Origin of the sequence: Mycobacterium sp. M26 (assembly GCF_001494595.1) — a bacterium.
Classification (GTDB): domain Bacteria; phylum Actinomycetota; class Actinomycetes; order Mycobacteriales; family Mycobacteriaceae; genus Mycobacterium.
Genome location: NZ_LN929907.1, coordinates 665426 through 686141, shown reverse-complemented (window position 1 = coordinate 686141; position 20716 = coordinate 665426). Strand labels below are relative to the sequence as shown.

The following is a 20716-nucleotide window of genomic DNA, read 5'->3' as shown; positions in this document are numbered from 1 at the left end:
ACCGACAGCAAGGGAGACCGACATGGACCGCACATTCACTCGCAGCTTCGCCACCGTCCTGGCGGGACCGACGCTCGCGATGGGCGTCCTGGCCGGTGCTCTCGTCATCAACACACCGGGTGCCGCCGACACCATGGGCCTGAGCACCACCGCGGCCGGCATCCCCTCGAACCCCACAAACCTGGTGACCATCACCATCTGATTCGACAGGTAGACCGACCATGAACCGGACCACAAAAATCCGCCTCGCCACCCTCATCGCCGCGCCCGTCGCGGCGTGCGGAATCTTCACCGGAACGTTCCTCTCCGGCCAGAGTCAGTCGACCAACCTGGCGGACTACGGCGCTGCCGGCACCGCGCACATCGGCATGGAAGCCGCCCAAGGGGCCGGTGTCCGCCATCAGCACAACGGCGGGGAGGAGTGATAGCTCTCACCCGCAACACCGAATGACTCGAAAACACAACCTATTACACGAAACGAGAGAAGAAATGACACTACCCATCAACCATCCGGCCATTCGGTTCCTGGCAGCACCCGTCGTGGGTGCGGTGATCCTCGGCGGTGCCGCCCTGGGCTTGGCGAGCGTCGCCTCGGCCGAAACCGGCACCTCGACGTCGACCAGCGCGAGCTCCGGTCGGGGTCCGGGCGGCAGCGGCGGCACCAAACCCTCCGCGACGTCGCCGGCCGCGGCGCCGAAGACCGCCGCGCGCGGCGGCGGCGTATCCGCACCCACGGTCCCGTCGACGATGGCTCCGCCCAAGCCCAAGTCGGCGGCACCGACGCACGAAACCAACCCCGCCCCCGAGCCGCCGACGCCGACCCACCGGGGCGTCAAGGTCGGCGCAGTGCCGACCGCCACGCCGCCGTCGACGCCGAAGACCACCACCCACACTCCCGTCGAGAACCCGCCGACGGAGGTCCATACGCCGGTCGAGAATTCCCCGACCTCGGCCAAGGTCGGTCCCGGTGGGCCCGGGCTGACACCGGTTAAGCCCCCGGCCCCCTCGGCCGGCGGATAGGAGGTGGTGACGTAGCGACCAGTTTCTCCACATGCACGGCGAGGCCCTTCCTTTGGTCATGAGGGAGGGCCTCGTCGTTGCGTTGACGCGTGTCATATCGTGACGGCATGGATTTCGCCATGTCCGCCAAGGCGGCTGATTACCACAAGCGCGTCACCGAGTTCATGGTCGAACACGTCTTTCCGGCCGAGAAGTCGTACGACGAGTACCGTGCGGCGGCCGGACCCGGCGATTTCACCGTCCCGCCGGTGGTCGAGGAACTCAAGAAGCTGGCCAAGGCCCAGGGTCTGTGGAACCTCTTCCTGCCCGCGGAGTCCGGACTGACCAACCTCGAGTACGCCCCGCTGGCCGAACTGACCGGCTGGAGCACCGAGATCGCCCCCGAGGTGTTCAACTGTGCCGCTCCGGACACCGGCAACATGGAGACGCTGCACCTGTTCGCCACCGAGGAGCAGCGCAAGCAGTGGCTGGAACCGCTGCTGGCCGGTGAGATCCGCAGTGCCTTCTCGATGACCGAGCCGGCCGTGGCCTCCAGCGACGCCCGCAACATCCAGACCGCCATCACCCGCGACGGTGACGACTACATCATCAACGGTCGCAAGTGGTGGACCTCGGGCGCCAACGATCCGCGCTGCAAGATCCTGATCGTCATGGGCCGCACCAACCCTGAGGCCGCCTCCCACCAGCAGCAGTCGATGATCCTGGTGCCGGTCGACACCCCCGGTGTGCAGATCCTGCGCTCGACGTCGGTGTTCGGCTGGCAGGACCAGCACGGTCACGCCGAGGTCGTCTACGACAACGTCCGGGTGCCGGCCTCCAACCTGCTCGCCGAGGAGGGCATGGGCTTCGCGATCGCGCAGGCCCGGTTGGGCCCGGGCCGCATCCACCACTGCATGCGTGCGATCGGCGTGGCCGAGCGGGCGCTGGCCTTGATGACCGAGCGCGCCCGCACCCGCATCGCCTTCGGCAAGCCGCTGGCCGAGCAGGGTGTGGTTCAGCAGCAGATTGCCTTGTCGCGCAACGAGATCGACCAGGCGCGCCTGTTGTGTCAGAAGGCCGCCTGGACCATCGACCAGCACGGAAACAAGGAAGCCCGCAACCTCGTCGCGCAGATCAAGGCGGTGGCCCCGCAGATGTCGTGCAACGTCATCGACCGCGCCATCCAGGTGCACGGCGGCGGCGGTGTCAGCGATGACTTCCCGCTGGCCCGGATGTACGGCTGGCAGCGCGCCATGCGGATCTTCGACGGACCCGACGAGGTCCACATGCGCAGCATCGCCCGCGCCGAGATCGGTGCCGAGCCCAGCGCGCTGGCCGCCGCAGCGGTGACCTCAGGGTGAGCGCCGAACAGCTGTCCGGCGCATGGAACTTTCGCGACGTCGCGGAGAACACCGGCGTGCGGCCGGGGTTGTTCTTCCGGTCCAGCGAGATCAGCCGGCTCGACGAGGATGGTCGAGATGTCCTGCGCACCTTGGGGATCGGTGATGTCGCCGACCTGCGTTCGCCGGTTGAGGTGGAGCGTCGCGGCCCGGGTGCGGTCCCGCAGGACGTGACGGTGCACCTGCTGCCCTTCCCTGATCTGTCCCACGCGCCGACCACCGCCCCCCACGAAACGGCGTGGGAGAAGATCATGAGCGAGGCCACTCCGGACGACGACGTGATCGCGGCCGGGGAGAAGTGGATGAACGACGAGTACGCGCGGTTCGCCACACTGGCCGGCGCGCGTCGCGCCGTCCGCCGGATCGCCACGCTGCTCGCCGACAACCGGCCGGTGCTGGTGCACTGCTTCGCCGGTAAGGACCGCACCGGGTTCTCCATCGCGGTGGTGCTCGAAGCCATCGGCGTCCCGCGGGATGCCATCGTCGCCGACTTCCTGCGCAGCAACGACGCGGTAGGCCGGCTGCGGGACCGGATCCTGGAGTCGGTGCGCAGCCGGGAGGGCATGACACCGGAAGTGGTGGCCTTCGCCGAGTCGCGGCTGCCCGACGGCGTGCTCGGCGTCAAAGAGGAGTACCTGGCGACGGCCCGGCGCGTCATCGACGAGCAGTACGGCGGTCTGCCGGGCTACCTGGAGGCCGCCGAGGTCAGCGCCGACGACCTGGCCCGGCTGCGCACAGCCCTACTGGGTTAGTACGACTGGGTTAAGACAACTGGGTTAGGACAACTGGGTTAGTACAAGGCCGGCCACCCACACCGCGGTGGCCAGCAACGCGCCGGCCAGTTCGACGCCGACCGACAGCAGCGCACCCTTCACCGCGTGCACAGTGGCCGCCCAGGCCCGCACATGGTTGCGTCGCTGGACCAGTTCGGCCAGGTACACCCCCAAGACGAAGCCCAGCACCAGGCCCGCCACCGGGACCACGAAGAACCCGATGATGCCCGCGACGGCCCCCACGGTCAGCGTCCACCCGCCGACGTCGGCGGCCCGCATCCGGCGCACCGGCCAGATGTACTTGATCAGCAGGCTCGCGCCGATGATCGCGGCGACCACCGCCAGCACCACCCACGACACCAGGGTTCGTTCGACGAACGCCCATACCGCGATGGCGGCGAGCACCAGCAGCGTGCCAGGCAGAAGCGGCACGATGATGCCGACCAGACCGACGGCGATGGCCAGCCCGACCAGAACGATGCCAGTGGTACTCACCTGCCCGAGCCTAGGACCACATCGCCCCGCTCAACTGGACACCTGTCCGTACTGGGAGGGGGTACTGAGTCGACACCCGAATTCCGCCATTCCATACACTGGCTTCTTTCACCCAGCCTCGCCCATGACCAACCAGATCGGATCGCACTGATGATCATCGGGATTCCACGTGAGTCTCTGCCTGGGGAAACGCGCGTCGCCGCCACACCGCAGACGGTCGGACAGCTCATCAAACTCGGCTACGAGGTACTGGTGGAATCCGGTGCGGGTGTCGCGGCCAGCTTCTCCGACGCGGCATTCATCGAAGCTGGTGCCGGTATCGGGACCGCCGCGGAAGCACTGGCCACCGATATCGTCCTCAAGGTCAATGCCCCCACCACTGCCGAGATCGCCGCACTGCGCGACGGCGCGACACTGATCAGCCTGATCTCCCCCGCCCTGAAGCCCGAGCTCGTCGAGGAGCTGTCCGCTCGGCCCATCACGGTGCTGGCCATGGATGCGGTCCCGCGGATCTCGCGAGCCCAATCCCTGGACGTGCTGTCGTCGATGGCCAATATCGCCGGCTACCGCGCGGTCGTCGAGGCAGCACATTCGTTCGGCCGCTTCTTCACCGGCCAGGTGACCGCGGCGGGCAAGGTCCCGCCGGCCAAGGTCCTGGTGGTCGGCGCCGGTGTGGCCGGGCTGGCGGCGATCGGCGCCGCGGGCAGCCTCGGCGCCATCGTGCGCGCCACCGACCCGCGCCCCGAGGTCGCTGATCAGGTTAAATCCCTTGGTGGAGAATATCTTTCCATCGAATCTGCCGAGACCGAGGTATCGGCCACCGGGTACGCCAAGGAGATGGGCGACGACTACAAAGCCCGTGAGGCACAGCTCTACGCCGAGCAGGCCCAGGACGTCGACATCATCATCACCACGGCGCTGATCCCGGGCCGGCCCGCGCCGCGCATCATCACCGCCGACATGGTCGCGTCGATGAAATCCGGCAGCGTCATCGTCGATATGGCGGCGGCTAACGGCGGCAACGTCGAAGGCACCGTCAAAGACCAGGCCGTGCTGACCGACAACGGTGTGACGATCATCGGTTATACCGACCTCGCCGGCCGGTTGCCCGCCCAGGCCTCGCAGCTCTACGGGACCAACCTGGTCAACCTCCTCAAACTGCTGACCCCGGAGAAAGACGGCACGCTCGTCCTCGATTTCGACGACGTGGTGCAGCGCTCGGTCACCGTGGTCCGCGACGGCGAAACGACGTGGCCGCCGCCACCGGTACAGGTATCTGCCGCCCCGGCAGCGGCTGCAACAGCCGCCCCGGCAATCCAGCAGCCCAAACAACCGATGACGATGGGCCGCCGGCTCGGCATCACCTTCGGTGCCGCCGCCGTGCTGTTCCTGCTCATCGCGTTGTCCCCGGCCGCCCTGCAGGTGCACCTGACCGTCTTCGCACTTGCGATCGTGATCGGCTATTACGTCATCGGCCACGTGCATCACGCCCTGCACACCCCGTTGATGTCGGTGACCAACGCCATCTCGGGCATCATCGTCGTCGGCGCGCTGCTCCAGATCGGCCACGGTGACGTCATCGTCACCACGTTGGCCGCCGTCGCCATTCTGCTTGCCAGCATCAACATCTTCGGTGGCTTCGCGGTGACGCGTCGCATGCTCGCGATGTTCTCGAGGAGCTGAGTTGTTCACATTAGAAACGGCCGCCACCGCGGCCTACGTCATCGCTGCCCTGCTGTTCATCCTGGCGCTGGCCGGGCTGTCCAAGCACGAAACATCCCGGGCTGGAAACACATTCGGCATGGCCGGCATGGTGGTCGCGCTGGTCGCCACCATCGCGCTTGCGCTGGCCCGCCATATCGAGCCGCTGGGCCTGGGCCTGCTGATCGCAGCCATGGCCATCGGTGCCGCGATCGGGCTGTGGCGTGCCCGCGTGGTCGAGATGACCGGTATGCCGGAGCTGATCGCCCTGCTGCACAGCTTCGTCGGCCTGGCCGCGGTGCTGGTCGGCTGGAACGGCTACCTGCACGTCGAGCACAATCTGGCCGGCGCCGAGGCTGCGGCCCTCGACAGCCAGGGCATGCTCGGCATCCACTCCGCCGAGGTCTTCATCGGTGTGTTCATCGGCGCCGTCACCTTCACCGGATCGATCGTCGCCAACCTCAAGCTGTCAGCGCGGATCAAATCAGCACCACTGATGTTGCCCGGCAAGAACATTCTCAATGTCGGCGCCCTGGTGTTGTTCGTGGTGTTCACCGTCTGGTTCGTCATCGAACCCCAGCTGTGGCTGCTCGTCGTCGTCACGGTGTTGGCGCTGCTACTGGGCTGGCACCTGGTCGCCTCGATCGGCGGCGGCGACATGCCGGTCGTGGTGTCGATGCTCAACAGCTACTCCGGTTGGGCCGCAGCAGCTTCAGGCTTCCTGCTGTCCAACGATCTGTTGATCGTCACCGGCGCCCTGGTCGGATCCTCGGGTGCCTACCTGTCCTACATCATGTGCAAAGCGATGAACCGCTCGTTCATCTCGGTCATCGCCGGCGGGTTCGGCATCGAGGCAGGACCGGCCGAGGACAAGGACTACGGCGAACACCGGGAGATCACCGCCGAGGGGGCCGCCGAACTCTTGGCGTCGGCCAGTTCGGTGATCATCACCCCGGGCTATGGGATGGCCGTGGCCCAGGCCCAGTACGGCGTTGCCGAGCTGACCCGCAAGCTCCGCGAGCGGGGCGTCACGGTGCGTTTCGGCATCCACCCCGTCGCCGGCCGTCTGCCCGGACACATGAATGTGCTGCTGGCAGAAGCCAAGGTGCCCTACGACATCGTGCTCGAAATGGACGAGATCAACGATGACTTCGAGAACACCTCGGTGGTGTTGGTGATCGGTGCCAACGACACGGTGAACCCGGCGGCGTCGGAAGATCCGGGCAGCCCGATCGCCGGCATGCCGGTGCTGACGGTCTGGAATGCCGAGCACGTCATTGTGTTCAAACGGTCCATGGCCTCCGGTTACGCCGGCGTACAGAACCCGCTGTTCTTCCGCGAGAACACCCAGATGCTCTTCGGCGACGCACGCGACAGGGTCGACGACATCAACGCCGCACTGTAAGTCCCCGCGGTGAACTGCCGCGTCCCGATGTGGTCGGTGCCGATGTTCTTCATCGTCGGCGCCGTATCGCAGTATCTCGGTGCCGCGCTGGCGGTTTTCCTGTTCGTCACCGTGAACCCGGCCGCGGTGGCCTGGCTACGTGCCGTGGGTGCCGCCGTCGTGCTACTCGCCTGGCGCAGACCGTGGCGCCGGAGGTGGACACGCCGCGGCCTTACCATCGCCGGCGGGTTCGGAATCGTCACCGTCGGGATGAATGTGGCTTTCTTCGAGGCGATTTCACGTATCCCGCTCGGTACCGCGGTGGCGATCGAATTCATCGGGCCTGTCGCGGTGGCGGCGGTCGGTTCACGACGTGCCCGTGATGTCCTTGCCGTCACCCTCGCCGCAGGTGGGGTGCTGCTCTTAGCCGGGGTGCAGGCCGATGCCGACGTGGTCGGTGTGTTCTTCGCCCTGATCGCCGCGGTGCTGTGGGCCGGTTACATCCTGCTCGGCAAACGGGTCGCCGACGCGGGTTCCGGGCTGGATTCCCTGGCCGTCGGAATGGCTGTCGCGGCAGCACTGCTCGCGGCGCCACTGCTGGCTGGCCAGCTACACACCGATGCGCATGTGCTGCGCGATCCCCGGATCTGGTTGGTGGGTCTTGGTGTCGGTGTGCTGTCCACGGCCGTGCCGTACGCGCTCGATCAGTTCGTCCTGACGCTCATCCCCAGGGCCCGCTTCGCCTTGCTTCTGGCTCTGCTGCCCGCCACCGCAGCCGCCATCGGCGCGGTGATGCTGCATCAGTCGCCGAGACCCACCGAGCTCGCAGGCATCGCCTTGGTCATGGCGGCACTGGTCATCAGCGCGCAAGACTCGGTCGCTACGGAGACCGGAAACTAGAGCTTGTCGGCCAGGTCCACGAGACCCGTTGCGGTGACATCGAACTCGTCGGTCTCGAACGGAACCCGATAGCGCCCCGGTTGTCCCCATTCCATCGGGCGGTCGACGTAGGCGGTGCGCAGCCCCGCCGCGCGCGCGGCACGCAGATCGCTCGGGTGCGCGGCGACCAGCATGACTTCGCCAGGCTCGACGTCCAGGATCTGCGCGCAGCCCAGATAGACCTCGGGATCGGGTTTGTAGTGGCCGAAGATCTCGGCGGACAGCACGCAATCCCACGGCAGGCCGGCCCGCTTGGCCATATTCGTCAGCAGCGACAGATTGCCGTTGGACAGCGTGGTGATGGTGTGGCGCTCCTTGAGCCGGTGCAGACCGGCCACCGAGTCGGGCCAGGGCGTCAACCGGTGCCAGGCGCGGTTGAGGTGGTCGACGTCGGCCTCGCTCGCTTCGATGCCGGCGTCGCGCAGCAGCTGGTCGAGAATCTGGCGGTGCAGATCGTCCAACCGGGTCCACGGCAGCTCGCCACGACGGACCCGGTCCATCGCCGGAACGTAACCGGCTCGCCAGCTGTCGGCGAACGTCGCCCAATCCTGCTGCACGCCTTGCCGATCGGCGAACTGTTCGAGTTCGGCAATGATGCTCGAACGCCAGTCGACAACAGTGCCGAAGACATCGAAGGCCAGCACGCGGACCATTAGAAGCCCCGCGTGCCGGCCCGTGATGTTGTCGTCGGCTCAGCCCAACTTGAAGTTGGCCTGCTTGGCCGCCGACAGATCGTCGATCTCCGACCAGTTCGCGGCGACATCGTCGACGCTGGGCACGTGGTCGAAGGTCACGCCGTCGTTCTGGAACAGTGCGGCCCGCTGAACCTTGCCGCCACCGACGATGAAGACCGACCCGGAGTCCGGCACCTCTTCGGTGCACAGGTAGCCGACCACGGGCGCCACGTACTCGGGGGTCAGCTTTTTGAACACCTCGGGCGGCAGGATGTCCTCGGTCATCCGGGTCGCGGCGATCGGTGCCAGCGCATTGGCCTTGATGTTGTACTTGGCGCCTTCCTGGGCCAGCGTGTTGATCAGGCCGACCAGGCCGAGCTTGGCGGCGCTGTAGTTGGCCTGGCCGAAGTTACCGAACAGGCCGCTGGTGGAGGTGGCGACGACGATGCGGCCGTAGCTCTGCTCGCGGAAGTGCGGCCAGGCGGCGCGGATCACGTTGTACCCGCCGTACAGGTGGACCTTGAGTACCGAGTCCCAGTTCTCGAACGGCATCTTGTGGAAGGTGCCGTCGCGCAGGATGCCCGCGTTGCTGACGATGCCGTCGATCTTGCCGAACTCTTCGAGCGCGGTCTTGACGATGTTCTCGCCGCCCTCGGGCTCGGCGACGCTGTCGTAGTTGGCGACCGCACGGCCACCGGCTTCCTTGATCTCGGCGACCACCTGGTCGGCCATGTTGTGGCCGGCACCGGTGCCGTCGCGCGCGCCGCCGAGGTCATTGACCACGACGCTGGCGCCTTCGCGGGCCAGAGTCAGGGCGTACTCACGACCCAGACCACCTCCGGCACCCGTGACGACGATGACACGATCTGCAACTCCGGGCATGAGCTTCCTTTCTCCGGCGATTGGTAGCCCGGCCATCGTAACCAACCAGGCGGTTGGCACTCGGGGCGGTCCCTGGGCGCCGATTCAGGCAGCTGTCAGGCCGTACGTTCGGCGACGACGAACGTCGCGAAGGCATTCGGGGTGGTCTCGACGGGCAGTTCCACCCAGCGTCCCAACCGCTTCATCTCCTCGAGGGAGGGCACCCCGGATGCCGTCCAGCCATGCCCGTTGAGCCACTCGGTCAGGTCGGCGCGATCGGGGTCGTTGTAGGTCAGATCGCCGATGTCGATCTTGCGCTCGATGCCGAGCTGATCGGCGAACTTCTCGAAGCGGGCGCGGAATTCCTCGCGGCGGCTCTCGTCCTGGTGGCTGACCGCCTCGGCGGACACCCGGCTTCCGGGCGCGCTCAGCGCGGTGATCTGGTCGAAGAGCCGGTCCTGGGCGTCGGCGGGCAGGTACATCAGCAGACCTTCGGCCAGCCAGGCCGTCGGCTGGGCCGGATCGAAACCGTGCTCGCGCAGCGCGGCAGGCCAGTCCTGACGCAGGTCGATCGGTACCTCGTGCAGCACCGCGGCGGGCCGGACGTCGTGGGCGGCCAGAGTCTGCGCCTTGTATTCGAGGACCTTGGGCTGGTCGATCTCGAAGACGTGGGTGCCGGCCGGCCAATCCAGCCGGTAGGCGCGCGAGTCCAGGCCCGAGGCCAGGATGACGACCTGGCGGATGCCCGACTGGACCGCCTCGGTGAAGAACCGGTCGAAGAAGTGGGTGCGGACGGCCTGGTAGTTGCCCATGTGGGCGAAGATCGTGGCGGCCTCGGGGTCGGCGGCGGCCACCCGGTCGGCCATCGATTCGTCCAGCATGGATTCCCACATGCCGGTGCCTGCGCCGCTGACCAGGAGCCGGGCGTAGGGATCGTTGATCAGTGCGTCGGGGCGGTCGGTCTCACCGGCTCGGGCAGCGGCCACCATGACGGCGGTCGAGCCCACGCTGGTGGCGATATCCCAGGTGTCGTCGTGCGTGCGCAGATTGCTCATGGCGAAGTTTTCCCTTCGGACAGCATCATCCCAGTTCAATCAGGGTTGTAAGCAATGCTACCGAATAACTTAGCCAGCCTATGCGCAGCTGTGGCGGACCTCACGCACGGTCAGTGACTCGCCACATCTGGCCATCGAGCAGGTTGAGGAACTGGTCCATGATCGCGACCAGACGGTCCTGGTCGCCCACGAAGCCGGCGTAGAACCCCAGTCCCCACATCACCGCCATCAGCATCTCGGCGGCCGAGGGCACGTCGATATCGGCACGGATCTCGCCGGCCTGGATCGCGTCCTTGATCGCCGAGGTGACGAACCCGCGGGTGAAGTTCATCGAGTCGTTGTCATCCTGATTGAGATCCGGATGACGCTGCGACTCCAGCACCGAGGTCACCAGGAAGGCCGCCACCGAGCGGTCCTGTCCTTGAGCGGCCACCGCAGCCCGGATGAACGCCCGCAGGCGGCCGGGCAGGGTGCCCTCCCGTTGGGAGTGCGTGACGGCGGACTCGACCAGGAGGGCGTTGGTCTGCTCGACGACCTCTTGATAGAGCAGGCGCTTGCTGGCGAAGTAATGGTTGATGGCGGGGCGGGTCAGATCCGCGCGAATAGCGATTGCCTGGAAGGTCGCAGCGTCATACCCCAGTTCGCTGAACACCTCACGGGCGGCGCGCAGGATGCGCTCGCGCGTTTCTGCCGCCTTAGCTGCGGGCGGTCTTCCGGGACCCCGACTTGCTGTATGCGGCACAGTCAAATTGTGCCACAACTAACGGCACAAATTGATGGCGGGCCTCATTTGCTTGCGACTTTCACATGAGATTTCTGCTCACAAAGGAACTCAGATTTGAAAGATGTTGAAACGCTTGCTGTTTCAGACACCCCGAGCAGGCATACGGTCTAGAATTCTTAAATTACTTACGCCGATGTCGGTTTCGCAGGTACGCAAACGGCGCACGAGAATTCGCTATCGCTGACGAATTCGGTCGTACATTCCCGATAGTTCGCGCGAACATCCGCGCGCGTCAGTTTGCCAGAACCGCTTCGGATGGCGGCAGCGGTCAGAACGCCTTGCGAATGATCTTCTTCGCTCGCTCGCTGTACGGCGGGTACATCAGGCCCGGGTCCGGCTTCGCCGGCTTGGCCAGCACCGCCCGGCGGTGGCTGAGCGCTTCGAAGCCCCACTTGCCGTGATAAGCGCCGGTACCACTGGCTCCGACACCGCCGAACGGCAGCTGCGGAACCAGGCAGTGCACCGCCACATGGTTGATCACCGCGCCGCCGGAGGGCATCCGGTCCACCAGGTCGCGGGCGCGACGGGAGTTGGCGGTGAAGACGTAGAGCGCCAGCGGCTTGGGCCGCGAGTTAACGAACGTGACGGCCGCCTCCGCGGAGTCGACGGTCAGGATCGGCAGGATCGGGCCGAAGATCTCGTCGGACATCACCGGGTCGTCCTGCGGCGGGTCGACCACGACAGTCGGCTCGATGCGCAGGGTGGACCGATCGGATCCGCCACCGGTGACGACCTTGCCACTGGTGGCGCTGATCAGGGACACCAGCCGGTCGAACTGGCGCTCGTTGACGATCCGCAATGACGGATCCTGCTCACCGGCGCGGAACTTCGCGATGGTCGCGACGATCTTGTCGGCGAGCTGGGCAGCGATCTTGCGGTCGGCCAGCACGTAGTCGGGCGCGATGCAGGTCTGCCCGGAGTTGAGCATCTTCGTCCAGGCGATGCGGCGGGCGGCGACGTCGAGGTCGGCGTCGTCGAGCACCACCACGGGGCTCTTGCCCCCCAACTCCAGGGTGACCGGGGTCAGGGTCGGCGCTGCCGCGGCCATGATCTTGCGGCCGATCTCGGTGCCGCCGGTGAACAACGCGTGGTCGAAGCCCCGCGCCAGCAGATCCTGAGTGGTCGCGGCGTCGCCTTCGACCACCCGGATGGCGTCGGTGTCGAGGTACTGCGGCACCAGCCGGGCGATCAGCTCGGAGGTGGCCGGCGCCAGCTCGGAGGGCTTGATCACCGCGGCGTTGCCGGCCGCGATCGCGGCCACCAGCGGAGCCATGCACAGATAGAACGGGTAGTTCCACGGGCCGATCACCAGGATCACGCCCAGCGGGTCGTACTGCACCCAGGCCCGGCCGGGCATCTGGGCCAGCGGAAGACCCTGACGCTTGGGCTTGGTCCACTTCTTGAGGTGCTTGCGGGCGAAGGCGGCCTCGGCCTTGGTGGACCCGACATCGCCGAGCCACGCGTCGAAGGCAGGCCGGCCCAGATCGCGGGCCAGCGCCTCGGCGATCTCGGGCTCGCGCTCGTCGCACATCCGCTCGATCGCCGCGAGTTGCCCGGAACGCCAGGACAGCGGACGGGTACGGCCGCTGTTGAACACCCGGCGTACATCGGCCAGGACGCCGGCGGAACCACCTTCGGTGGCGTGGTCGCTCGTGATCTGGACAGTCATGCCATCTCCTCGACTAGATCCTTACCGACAAGCTTGCCCCATCACCTGGCCAACGCGACACCCACGGCCGACTCCGGCGTCGAACATGCTCGTCACGGTCATGCCACTGGCTAGTGGGAACTATCGTGTCCAGAATGGCCACCGTCGCCACCCGTGAGGCGTACTTCGAGATCGGCCTCGAAGTACTGGCTGACCGTGGCTATGGCGGTTTGAAGCTGGCCGAGGTCTGCAACCGGCTGGGCGTGACAACCGGCTCGTTCTACCACTACTTCACCAGTTGGCCGGCCTACACCCGGGAGCTGATCGGCTACTGGGTGCAGGACCGCACCATGCGAATGGCAAAGGCCTTCAACGTGGTCAACGATCCCCGGGAGCGGATGCAGGTCATCATCCGTGCGGTGCTGTCGCTGCCGCACGGGGCCGAGGCGGCGATCCGGTCGTGGAGTTCGGTGGACCCCGAGGTCTACAAGGTGCAGGTCGAGGTGGACAAGGAACGCTTCCGGGTCTGCTACGACTACGCCATGGACATTGTCGGAGACAGCCGGCAGGCCGAGGTGTTCGCCGACTGGTGCGTCTACATGCTGGTCGGCTACGAGCAGGCCACCCTGCCGCGGGACCCGGCCATCTACGAGTGGATCAGTAACCAGATGCTCGACGCGCTGGACTCGGGAAGCTTCAGCACCGTCCCACCGCGGTGACCGCGGCCGAGCCCGCCGGCCCGGCCGCCGACGACCATGTGTTCGCGGTCTTGCGCGAACGGCTCTACGGCGCCATTTCCTGCCTGGCCACGCTGGCCGTGCTGGCCCGCTACACCACCGGCGACACCAGTGCGTGGGCCCGGGTCTTCGATGTCGCCGTCGCCACCGGCGGGCTCTGGGCGGCAAGTCTGTTCGCCGATTTCGTCGCCCACCTGGGCGTGTACGGAAACCGGCCGTCCCGACGTGAGATCGGGGCCATGTTGCAGGCGTCCGGGCAGATCCTGCAGGCCGCAGTCATCCCCGCCGGCATCCTTGCGGCAGCCGGCTTCGGCCTGCTCGAGACCTACACGGCGATGTGGGTGGCGATGTGGGCGATCGTCGCCGAACTCGGGATCATCGCACTGTTTGCCGTCCGGAAAACCCAATTACGTTGGTGGCAGAAGCTTTTGACGGTAGTGATCCTCGCCTCATTCGGGGCGGTCGTGCTCGTCATCAAGATGCTTGCACACTGAGCGCCCAGACGTTCTACGATCCAGCCATGTGGACGCCGGCTGGCCTGTGGCGCCGGGCGGTCAGGCGAATCCGGACCCGCGATCCCGAAAACGACGGCGCCAGACGCGCATTGCGGGCCGCCATCGTCATTCCGATCGCGGCGGCGGTGAGCTTCGCCGTGGGCGGCGGTTCGCAGACCCCGCTGTTCACCATCTTCGGCTCGATCGCGCTGCTGATCGTGGTGGACTTCCCCGGCAACATGAACGCCCGCGCGCTGGCCTATGGCGGCCTGGGTTTCAACGGTGCAGTGCTGATCAGCCTCGGCACGCTGGCCGCCCCGATCCCCTGGCTGGCGGTGTCGCTGATGTTCGTGATCGGCGTCGTGGTCAGTTTTTCCGGGGTGCTCAGCGAGATCGTCGCCGCCGGCCAGCGCGCCACCCTGCTGACGTTCGTGTTGCCGATCTGCACCCCGGCCGGGCCGCTGGGCGAGCGTCTCACCGGGTGGGCCATCGCCTTGCTGATCTGCGTGCCCGCCGCGCTGTTCCTGTTCCCGCCGCGCCACCACGACGATCTGCGCCGGCACGCTGCCGCGGTGTGCGAGGTCCTGGCCGACCGGCTGCAGGGCCGGGCCTCGGCGGCCGACCTGACGGCGGCGATGGACGAGTTGCGCTCCAACTTCCTCAGCGCCGCCTATCGGCCGGTGGCGCTGACCGCGGGCAGCCGGACATTGGTCCGCGTCGTCGACGATCTGCAGTGGTTGTGCGACCGGGTCACCGACGACACCGGGGGTCTGCTCGGCCCGATGGCCGATCCCGCGGTGCAGGTGCTGCGGGACTGCGCCCGCATCCTGGGCATCGCGCGGCCGGCCGATCGCGCCAGCGCCCGCATCGACCTGGCCGAGGCGCTGTCTCATCTACGCACTGTCGCGGTGGGCAGCTACCGGCAGGACATCGTCGACATCCTCGGCGAACCCGATGACGGGGCCGCCGTCGACCTGGGCCGCACCCTGCTGAGCCGGCGCACCATCGGCGCCACCATCGGTGTCACCGGACGGCTGGTCGCCGGCGCGGCGGCCGCCGACGCCCGTCCGGTGTGGGCGCGGGTGCTGGGCAGGCAACTACCGGAAACCGGTGTGGCCGAGCGGGTGTACTCCGAGACCGCCGCGGTGACCGCGCTGACCACCGGCTATCTGAGGACACGCGCGGTCGCGGTCCGCAACAGTGTGCGCACCGGCCTCGGCCTGGCCGCGGCCGTGCTGGTCACCTTCGTGTTTCCCGTCCAGCACGGATTCTGGGTGGTGCTGGGCGCGCTGTCGGTACTGCGCAGCAGTGCGCTGACCACCGGCACCAACATGGTGCGCGCGGTCACCGGAACCGTCATCGGCTTCGTCATCGGTGCGGTGGTCATCGAGCTGCTCGGCATCGACCCGGTGGTGATGTGGGTGTTGCTGCCACTGGTGGCCTTCGGGTCGGCCTACGTCCCCGAGATCGGCTCCTTCACCGCCAGCCAGGCGGCGTTCACCATGATGGTGCTGATCGTGTTCAACCTGATCGTGCCGACCGGCTGGAAGGTCGGCCTGATCCGGGTGGAGGACGTCGTCGTCGGGGCGTGTGTCGGCGTGGTCGTGTCGCTGCTGCTGTGGCCGCGCGGTGCCAGAACCTCGGTACAGCGGGCCATCGACGCGGCCTGCGACGTCGGCTCGCGCTACCTGCAAGCTGCGGTGCACCGCGTCACCCGTGGTGCGTTCGAGCAGGCCGAGAACCAGGTCAATGCCCTGAGTCATGACGCGCTGACGGCATCAAGAACCTTGGATGATGCCGTGCGTCAATATCTTTCAGAAAGCAGCGGCCCGCTCGACGCACGCGCTCCGGTGGTTCGGGCATCCAACCGGGCGATCCGGTTGCGCGCGGCGGCCGACCTGATCGCCGATATCGTCCCGCCGCCGCTCGGGGTCTACCCCCAGGCCCGGGAAGTCCTGGAACGCCACACCGCCGCGGTGTGCGCGCGACTGGACGGCACCGACCCCACCGCGTCGCTCCCGCCGATCAGCGACGCGCTGGTGCCGGCGTTGCGGGCCGAGGCCGGTGCGGGTGATCTCGCGGTGTCAGCGGCACTGCCACTGGTGACGGCGGCGGCCAATATCGGCGAACTCGAACTCACCTATCCGCCGGCCTTGGCCGCCGAGCCGTCCCCCACCTGATCAGGCCGCGCCTCCGCCGGCCCGGTGCGGCATCAGGGCGCCGGGCGGGATCGCGCCGAACCGGCCCGCTTGGTAATCCTCGAGAGCTTGGATGACCTCGGACTTGGAGTTCATCACGAACGGCCCGTAGTGAAACACCGGTTCACGAATCGGCCTGCCGCCCAGGAGAAGAACGTCCATCGCTGTGCGGTTGGCGTCCTGCTCCGCGTCGGCGGACACGGTGATCCGGTCACCTTTGCCGAGCACGGCGAGTTGACCCTGGGCAATCGGGTGTCCCGAGGTTCCCACCGTGCCACGCCCGGAGAGCACGTACACCAGCGCATTGAAATCGCGGGGCCAGCCGACGTTGAGCTGAGCGCCCGCCTCGATCGTGCTGTGTACCAACGTGATCGGGGTGTGGGTGACGCCGGGGCCCGCCCAGCCGTCGATATCGCCCGCGATCAGCCGGACCAGCGCCCCGCCGTCGGCCGACGACAACAGCCGGACCGCGGCACCCTCGATCGACTGGTAGCGCGGCTCGGCGAACTTGTCGCGGCGCGGCAGGTTGACCCAGAGCTGAATTCCGTGGAACACGCCACCGCTGTCGACGAGTTCGGCGGGGGGCGTCTCGATGTGCAGGATGCCGGCGCCCGCCGTCATCCACTGTGTGGCCCCGTCGGCGATCAATCCGCCGCCGCCGTGCGAATCCTGGTGGGCGAAGCGGCCGTCGATCATGTAGGTGACGGTTTCGAATCCGCGGTGCGGATGCCAGTCGGTACCCCGGGGCTCCCCCGGGAGGTACTCGACCTCGCCCATCTGGTCCATGTGAATGAACGGGTCGAGGGCGGCCGCGCTGACACCGGCGAACGCACGCACGACGGGGAAGCCTTCGCCCTCGAATCCCCGTGGGCCGGTGGTAACCGACGTGACCGGCCGTTCGGTATCGGCCGGATCGGCGGCACTGACGCGGGGTAGGGACAACGTGTCTGCAGTAACTGCTGGCATGCCAGACTTAACCGGACCGCAGTCCGATTAATTCCGTCAGCCCAAGAACTCCAGGGCAACGGCCCGTGCCTCGGCGGCGCTGGCGGTGCCCAGGACGGCGTCGGCCGCCTGCTGGCACTGCTGCAGCGTGACCGAGGCCAGCTTGGCGCCGACACCGGTGACGGCAGCGGCGGCCGCCGACAGCGAGGTGACACCCAGGCCTGTCAGGACACATGCCAGCAGCGGGTCGGCGGCGGCCTCGCCACACACCCCGACCGGCTTGCCGGACGCCGCACCAGCTTTGGCGGTGTGCGCCACCAGCGCGATGACGCCGGGCTGCCAGGGGTCGGTCAGCTTGGCCAGCTCGGCCGACATGCGGTCGGCGGCCATCGTGTACTGGGCCAGATCGTTGGTGCCGATCGAGAGAAACTCGACATGCTCGAGAATCCGGTCGGCCAGCAGTGCCGCCGCGGGCACCTCGATCATCACGCCCGGGACCAGGTTGCGCTCGCGCGCCCGCTCGGCGAAGTGTTTGGCCTCATCCGGGGTGGCGATCATCGGAGCCATCACCCACGGCGCGTTGCCGGAGTTCGAGGCGGCCGCCGCGATGGCGTCGAGCTGGCGCTCGAGCACCTCGGGATTGAGTGCGGCGATGCGGATTCCGCGGACGCCGAGGGCCGGGTTGGCCTCGTCGGGGTGGCCGACGAACTTCAGCGGCTTGTCCGAGCCGGCATCCAGCGTGCGGATCACGACCTTGCAGCCGGCGAAGGCGTCGAGCACCTCACCGTAGATCGAGGCCTGCTCGTCCACGGTCGGCTCGGTGTCGCGGTTGAGGAAGCACAGCTCGGTGCGGAACAGGCCGATGCCCTCGGCCGGGGTCTCCCGCGCCGCGCGGGCGGCCGACCCGTCCTGGACGTTGGCCAGGATGGCGACCGGATGACCGTCGGCGGTCGCGCCCGGGCCCGCCCAGCCGGCCATCGCGGCGATCGCCGCGTCGGCGGCGTCCACGGCGGCTTCGGCTTCGGCGGGGTCCGGGGACAAGGTGACCGTCCCGCGGGTTCCGTCGATCAGCACCGGGGTGCCCGGAGCCACGTCATCCAGACCGCCGACCGCGACCACGCACGGGATGCCCAGCTGGCGGGCGATGATCGCGGTGTGGCTGGTGGGGCCGCCCAGGGTGGTGGCCAAGCCGACGACCAGGCTGGGATCCAAACCCGCGGTGTCGGCGGGAGCCAGGTCTTCGGCGCACAGGATCGACGGTTGCGCCGGCGTGGGCACGCCCGGCTCGGGCAGCCCGCTCAACTCGGCAACCACCCGATCGCGGATATCGCGCAGGTCGGTGACCCGCTCGGCCATCAGGCCGCCGAGCTGGGTGAACAGATCGACGAACTGGGTGACCGCCTCGGCGGTGGCCCGCACCGCGGGCATTCCTTCCTTGATCCGCTTCTCCGCCGCGCCCAGCCAGGCCCGGTCCTGGGCCAGTGTCGCGGTGGCCGCGAGCACCTCCGACGCCGATCCGGTGGCGGCTGCGGCGCGCTCGCGCAGCCGTTCGGCGACCGTGGCCGCCGCCGTAGTGAACCGGGCCGCCTCGGCTTCACGCTGATCGTCGGCGATCTGACCACCGGGATCGAGATCGTCGATCGCGGGCAGGCGACCGGGCCGGATGACCGGGGCAAACCGGACTCCCGGGACCACCGGGACACCAGTCAGAACAGCGCCGGAGGGGGCGTCGAGTGAAACAGACCGGGAAGAGGCTGACATGTGAACCAGATTACAACAAACCATTGACAAGTCAACACGAACGGGAGTAAAACAACACAAAGCAACATAAACCACGGCTCAGAACCCACATAAACGGAGAATCGTGTACGCGGAAGAACGTCAGCAGGCCATCGCGGCGCAGGTGCTGTCGCAGGGTCGGGCGTCGGTCGCCGAATTGGCCCAGGCCTACGACGTCACCACCGAGACGGTGCGCCGCGACCTGGCTGCCCTGGACCGCGCCGGCCTGGTGCGCCGCGTGCACGGCGGCGCCGTCCCGATTCGCGCCCTGCACGTGGTGGAACCCGGCGTCGACGAGCGCGAGGTCACCCGCGCCGATTACAAGGAGTCCATCGCCCGGGCCGCCACCGAGTTCCTGCCGCTGCCCGGAGCCAGTGTGCTGTTCGATGCCGGCACGACCACCGCGCGGGTGGCCGGGATGCTGCCACCCGACCGTGAACTGGTGGTGGTGACCAACTCGGTGCCCATCGCCGCCCGGCTGGCAACCATGCCGGCGATCAACCTGCAGCTGCTGGGCGGCCGGGTGCGCGGGCTGACCCAGGCCGCCGTCGGCGAACAAGCGCTGCGCGCGCTGGACACCCTGCGGGTCGACATCGCGTTCATCGGCACCAACGGCATCAGCGTCCGGCACGGCCTGTCCACTCCCGACAGCGACGAGGCCGCGGTCAAGCGGGCCATGGTTCGGTGCGCGAATTACGTTGTTGTGGTGGCTGATTCATCGAAAGTCGGTCGCGAGGAGTTCGTCAGCTTCGCGCCCATCGACAGTGTGGATGCCCTGGTGACCGACGCCGAGATCAGCGCCGCCGACCGGCAACAGTTGTCCGAGCACGGCGTCGAGGTCGTGCTGGCAGGAGGGGAAGCATGATCGTCACCGTCACTCCCAACCCGAGTATCGACCGCACTGTCACACTGCTCACCGAGCTGGTCCGCGGCGCGGTGCACCGGGTGCGTTCGGTATCCAACGAGCCGGGCGGTAAGGGCGTCAACGTCGCCCGGGCCCTGACCCTGGCCGGACTGGACACCGTCGCCGTGCTGCCGGCGGCCGAACACGACCCGATCGTCACGGCGCTGCGCGCCAGCGGCGTCCCGTTCTACGCGGTGCCCATCGACGGTGCGGTGCGCACCAATCTGACGATCACCGAATCCGACGGAACCACAACGAAAATCAACGAACCCGGCGCGGTGATCGACGAGCAGGCACTGGCCGCGCTGACCCGGGCCGTGCTGGAGCGCGCCGCCTCGGCCCACTGGGTGGTGCTGTCCGGTTCGCTGCCCCCGGGGATGCCCGAGTACTGGTATGCCGACGTGGTCGCCGAGCTACAAGCCTTCGACTGCAAGGTCGCGGTGGACACCTCCGATGCGCCGCTGGCCGCCCTGGCCGCCGGCTTCGACCGGGCCGCCCCCGACCTGATCAAGCCGAACTCCGAGGAGCTGGCCGGATTGGCCGGAGTCGATGCCCAGGCGCTGGAAGATGCTCTGGCCCAGGGCAATCCGGATCCTGTCGTCGACGCCGCCCACCGCCTCATCGAGCGCGGCGCCAAGACCGTGCTGGCCACCCTGGGTGCAGCAGGTGCGGTCCTGGTCAACGAGACCGGCAGCTGGCTGGCCACCCCTCCCCCGATCAAGCCCAGGAGCACCGTCGGCGCCGGTGATTCCTCCCTCGCGGGCTATGTGCGCGCCGACGTCGGCGGTGCCCAGGCCCCGCAACGACTGCAGATGGCCGTCGCCTACGGCAGCGGCGCGGCCGCCCTGCCCGGGTCGGCGCTACCTTCCCCCGCGCAAATCGACCTCGACGACGTCGTGGTCACGTCGATCGCCCCGTATCCCGCCCGTCCCTAGCCAGAGAAGGC

At 67.8% G+C, this 20716-nt stretch carries 21 protein-coding genes; 13 read left to right on the top strand and 8 right to left on the bottom strand.

From position 1 onward, the window contains the following. Positions 1–22 precede the first annotated feature (22 nt). From BN3385_RS03370 to BN3385_RS03350, 5 genes are all read left to right on the top strand, one after another. Positions 23–202: a hypothetical protein gene (locus BN3385_RS03370; protein WP_059015037.1), complete on the top strand. Its 180-nt coding sequence runs from the start codon at positions 23–25 to the stop codon at positions 200–202. A 19-nt stretch (positions 203–221) separates the two neighbouring features. After that, positions 222–425 carry a hypothetical protein gene (locus BN3385_RS03365; protein ID WP_059015022.1) on the top strand — a complete coding sequence of 68 codons (204 nt, stop codon included), beginning with the start codon at positions 222–224 and terminating at the stop codon, positions 423–425. A 64-nt stretch (positions 426–489) separates the two neighbouring features. Then, positions 490–1020 (top strand): hypothetical protein, encoded by a 531-nt coding sequence (locus BN3385_RS03360; RefSeq protein ID WP_059015019.1) that lies wholly within the window; start codon positions 490–492, stop codon positions 1018–1020. A 119-nt stretch (positions 1021–1139) separates the two neighbouring features. After that, complete coding sequence (locus BN3385_RS03355; RefSeq protein WP_197415160.1) at positions 1140–2360, top strand: acyl-CoA dehydrogenase family protein; 1221 nt, start codon at positions 1140–1142, stop codon at positions 2358–2360. Next, positions 2357–3151 carry a tyrosine-protein phosphatase gene (locus BN3385_RS03350; protein WP_059015016.1) on the top strand — a complete coding sequence of 265 codons (795 nt, stop codon included), beginning with the start codon at positions 2357–2359 and terminating at the stop codon, positions 3149–3151. The genes BN3385_RS03355 and BN3385_RS03350 overlap by 4 nt, the downstream gene beginning before the upstream one ends. Before the next feature lie 24 nt (positions 3152–3175). Here the strand turns inward: BN3385_RS03350 and BN3385_RS03345 are convergent, their stop codons facing one another. Then, complete coding sequence (locus tag BN3385_RS03345) at positions 3176–3667, bottom strand: DUF456 domain-containing protein (RefSeq protein ID WP_059015014.1); 492 nt, start codon at positions 3665–3667, stop codon at positions 3176–3178. A 150-nt stretch (positions 3668–3817) separates the two neighbouring features. Here BN3385_RS03345 and BN3385_RS03340 point away from each other — a divergent pair, with 150 nt between their 5' ends. The 3 genes from BN3385_RS03340 to BN3385_RS03330 are packed head-to-tail and all read left to right on the top strand — an operon-like array spanning position 3818 to position 7652. Continuing rightward, positions 3818–5350 (top strand): Re/Si-specific NAD(P)(+) transhydrogenase subunit alpha, encoded by a 1533-nt coding sequence (locus BN3385_RS03340; protein ID WP_059015012.1) that lies wholly within the window; start codon positions 3818–3820, stop codon positions 5348–5350. A gap of 1 nt (position 5351) precedes the next feature. After that, positions 5352–6773, top strand: coding sequence for a Re/Si-specific NAD(P)(+) transhydrogenase subunit beta (gene pntB, locus BN3385_RS03335; protein ID WP_059015009.1), 1422 nt, complete (start codon positions 5352–5354; stop codon positions 6771–6773). A 27-nt stretch (positions 6774–6800) separates the two neighbouring features. Continuing rightward, complete coding sequence (locus tag BN3385_RS03330; RefSeq protein ID WP_059016332.1) at positions 6801–7652, top strand: EamA family transporter; 852 nt, start codon at positions 6801–6803, stop codon at positions 7650–7652. Here BN3385_RS03330 and BN3385_RS03325 read toward each other — a convergent pair. The 5 genes from BN3385_RS03325 to BN3385_RS03305 form a co-directional block, all read right to left on the bottom strand. Beyond that, positions 7649–8344: a haloacid dehalogenase type II gene (locus BN3385_RS03325; protein ID WP_059015007.1), complete on the bottom strand. Its 696-nt coding sequence runs from the start codon at positions 8342–8344 to the stop codon at positions 7649–7651. The genes BN3385_RS03330 and BN3385_RS03325 overlap by 4 nt on opposite strands. Positions 8345–8383: 39 nt before the next feature. Continuing rightward, a complete protein-coding gene (locus tag BN3385_RS03320; protein WP_059015004.1) occupies positions 8384–9247 on the bottom strand; it encodes an SDR family oxidoreductase in 864 nt (287 codons plus the stop codon). Positions 9248–9342: 95 nt separating this feature from the next. Beyond that, on the bottom strand, positions 9343–10281 hold the full coding sequence (locus BN3385_RS03315) for a class I SAM-dependent methyltransferase (protein ID WP_059015002.1): 939 nt from the start codon (positions 10279–10281) through the stop codon (positions 9343–9345). A 100-nt stretch (positions 10282–10381) separates the two neighbouring features. Next, positions 10382–11023 (bottom strand): TetR/AcrR family transcriptional regulator, encoded by a 642-nt coding sequence (locus BN3385_RS03310; protein ID WP_059015000.1) that lies wholly within the window; start codon positions 11021–11023, stop codon positions 10382–10384. A gap of 310 nt (positions 11024–11333) precedes the next feature. Continuing rightward, positions 11334–12734: an aldehyde dehydrogenase family protein gene (locus tag BN3385_RS03305; RefSeq protein WP_059014999.1), complete on the bottom strand. Its 1401-nt coding sequence runs from the start codon at positions 12732–12734 to the stop codon at positions 11334–11336. A gap of 134 nt (positions 12735–12868) precedes the next feature. Here BN3385_RS03305 and BN3385_RS03300 point away from each other — a divergent pair, with 134 nt between their 5' ends. Genes BN3385_RS03300 through BN3385_RS03290 form a run of 3 tightly spaced genes read left to right on the top strand, consistent with a single transcriptional unit; the run spans position 12869 to position 16124 of the window. Beyond that, positions 12869–13432, top strand: a complete 564-nt coding sequence (locus tag BN3385_RS03300) for a TetR/AcrR family transcriptional regulator (protein WP_059014997.1) — start codon at positions 12869–12871, stop codon at positions 13430–13432. After that, the gene (locus tag BN3385_RS03295) at positions 13429–13944 is read left to right on the top strand and encodes a hypothetical protein (RefSeq protein ID WP_059014994.1); all 516 of its coding nucleotides are present in this window, start codon (positions 13429–13431) and stop codon (positions 13942–13944) included. The genes BN3385_RS03300 and BN3385_RS03295 overlap by 4 nt, the downstream gene beginning before the upstream one ends. A 26-nt stretch (positions 13945–13970) precedes the next feature. Beyond that, positions 13971–16124 carry an FUSC family protein gene (locus tag BN3385_RS03290; protein ID WP_059014992.1) on the top strand — a complete coding sequence of 718 codons (2154 nt, stop codon included), beginning with the start codon at positions 13971–13973 and terminating at the stop codon, positions 16122–16124. Here BN3385_RS03290 and BN3385_RS03285 read toward each other — a convergent pair whose 3' ends face one another. Both BN3385_RS03285 and ptsP read right to left on the bottom strand, forming a co-directional pair. Beyond that, complete coding sequence (locus BN3385_RS03285) at positions 16125–17108, bottom strand: pirin family protein (RefSeq protein WP_059014990.1); 984 nt, start codon at positions 17106–17108, stop codon at positions 16125–16127. It abuts the gene before it with no gap. Between the two features lie 36 nt (positions 17109–17144). Further along, entirely contained in the window at positions 17145–18848 is a 1704-nt protein-coding gene (gene ptsP, locus BN3385_RS03280; RefSeq protein WP_082690260.1) for a phosphoenolpyruvate--protein phosphotransferase, read from the bottom strand. Between the two features lie 103 nt (positions 18849–18951). On the opposite strand from ptsP, the gene BN3385_RS03275 reads away from it, so the two are divergent. Continuing rightward, positions 18952–19731, top strand: coding sequence for a DeoR/GlpR family DNA-binding transcription regulator (locus tag BN3385_RS03275; protein WP_059014987.1), 780 nt, complete (start codon positions 18952–18954; stop codon positions 19729–19731). Then, the gene (gene pfkB, locus BN3385_RS03270; protein WP_059014985.1) at positions 19728–20705 is read left to right on the top strand and encodes a 1-phosphofructokinase; all 978 of its coding nucleotides are present in this window, start codon (positions 19728–19730) and stop codon (positions 20703–20705) included. Before BN3385_RS03275 ends, pfkB begins: the two co-directional genes overlap by 4 nt. Positions 20706–20716 lie beyond the last annotated feature (11 nt).

What these genes read in the sequence shown, in the direction of transcription:
- BN3385_RS03370 (WP_059015037.1), top strand. Translation starts at nt 23, where the DNA reads ATGGACCGCACATTCACTCGCAGCTTCGCCACCGTCCTGGCGGGACCG.
- BN3385_RS03365 (WP_059015022.1), top strand. Translation starts at nt 222, where the DNA reads ATGAACCGGACCACAAAAATCCGCCTCGCCACCCTCATCGCCGCGCCC.
- BN3385_RS03360 (WP_059015019.1), top strand. Translation starts at nt 490, where the DNA reads ATGACACTACCCATCAACCATCCGGCCATTCGGTTCCTGGCAGCACCC.
- BN3385_RS03355 (WP_197415160.1), top strand. Translation starts at nt 1,140, where the DNA reads ATGTCCGCCAAGGCGGCTGATTACCACAAGCGCGTCACCGAGTTCATG.
- BN3385_RS03340 (WP_059015012.1), top strand. Translation starts at nt 3,818, where the DNA reads ATGATCATCGGGATTCCACGTGAGTCTCTGCCTGGGGAAACGCGCGTC.
- BN3385_RS03330 (WP_059016332.1), top strand. Translation starts at nt 6,801, where the DNA reads ATGTGGTCGGTGCCGATGTTCTTCATCGTCGGCGCCGTATCGCAGTAT.
- BN3385_RS03325 (WP_059015007.1), bottom strand. Translation starts at nt 8,344, where the DNA reads ATGGTCCGCGTGCTGGCCTTCGATGTCTTCGGCACTGTTGTCGACTGG.
- BN3385_RS03320 (WP_059015004.1), bottom strand. Translation starts at nt 9,247, where the DNA reads ATGCCCGGAGTTGCAGATCGTGTCATCGTCGTCACGGGTGCCGGAGGT.
- BN3385_RS03315 (WP_059015002.1), bottom strand. Translation starts at nt 10,281, where the DNA reads ATGAGCAATCTGCGCACGCACGACGACACCTGGGATATCGCCACCAGC.
- BN3385_RS03305 (WP_059014999.1), bottom strand. Translation starts at nt 12,734, where the DNA reads ATGACTGTCCAGATCACGAGCGACCACGCCACCGAAGGTGGTTCCGCC.
- BN3385_RS03300 (WP_059014997.1), top strand. Translation starts at nt 12,869, where the DNA reads ATGGCCACCGTCGCCACCCGTGAGGCGTACTTCGAGATCGGCCTCGAA.
- BN3385_RS03290 (WP_059014992.1), top strand. Translation starts at nt 13,971, where the DNA reads ATGTGGACGCCGGCTGGCCTGTGGCGCCGGGCGGTCAGGCGAATCCGG.
- BN3385_RS03285 (WP_059014990.1), bottom strand. Translation starts at nt 17,108, where the DNA reads ATGCCAGCAGTTACTGCAGACACGTTGTCCCTACCCCGCGTCAGTGCC.
- ptsP (WP_082690260.1), bottom strand. Translation starts at nt 18,848, where the DNA reads ATGTCAGCCTCTTCCCGGTCTGTTTCACTCGACGCCCCCTCCGGCGCT.
- pfkB (WP_059014985.1), top strand. Translation starts at nt 19,728, where the DNA reads ATGATCGTCACCGTCACTCCCAACCCGAGTATCGACCGCACTGTCACA.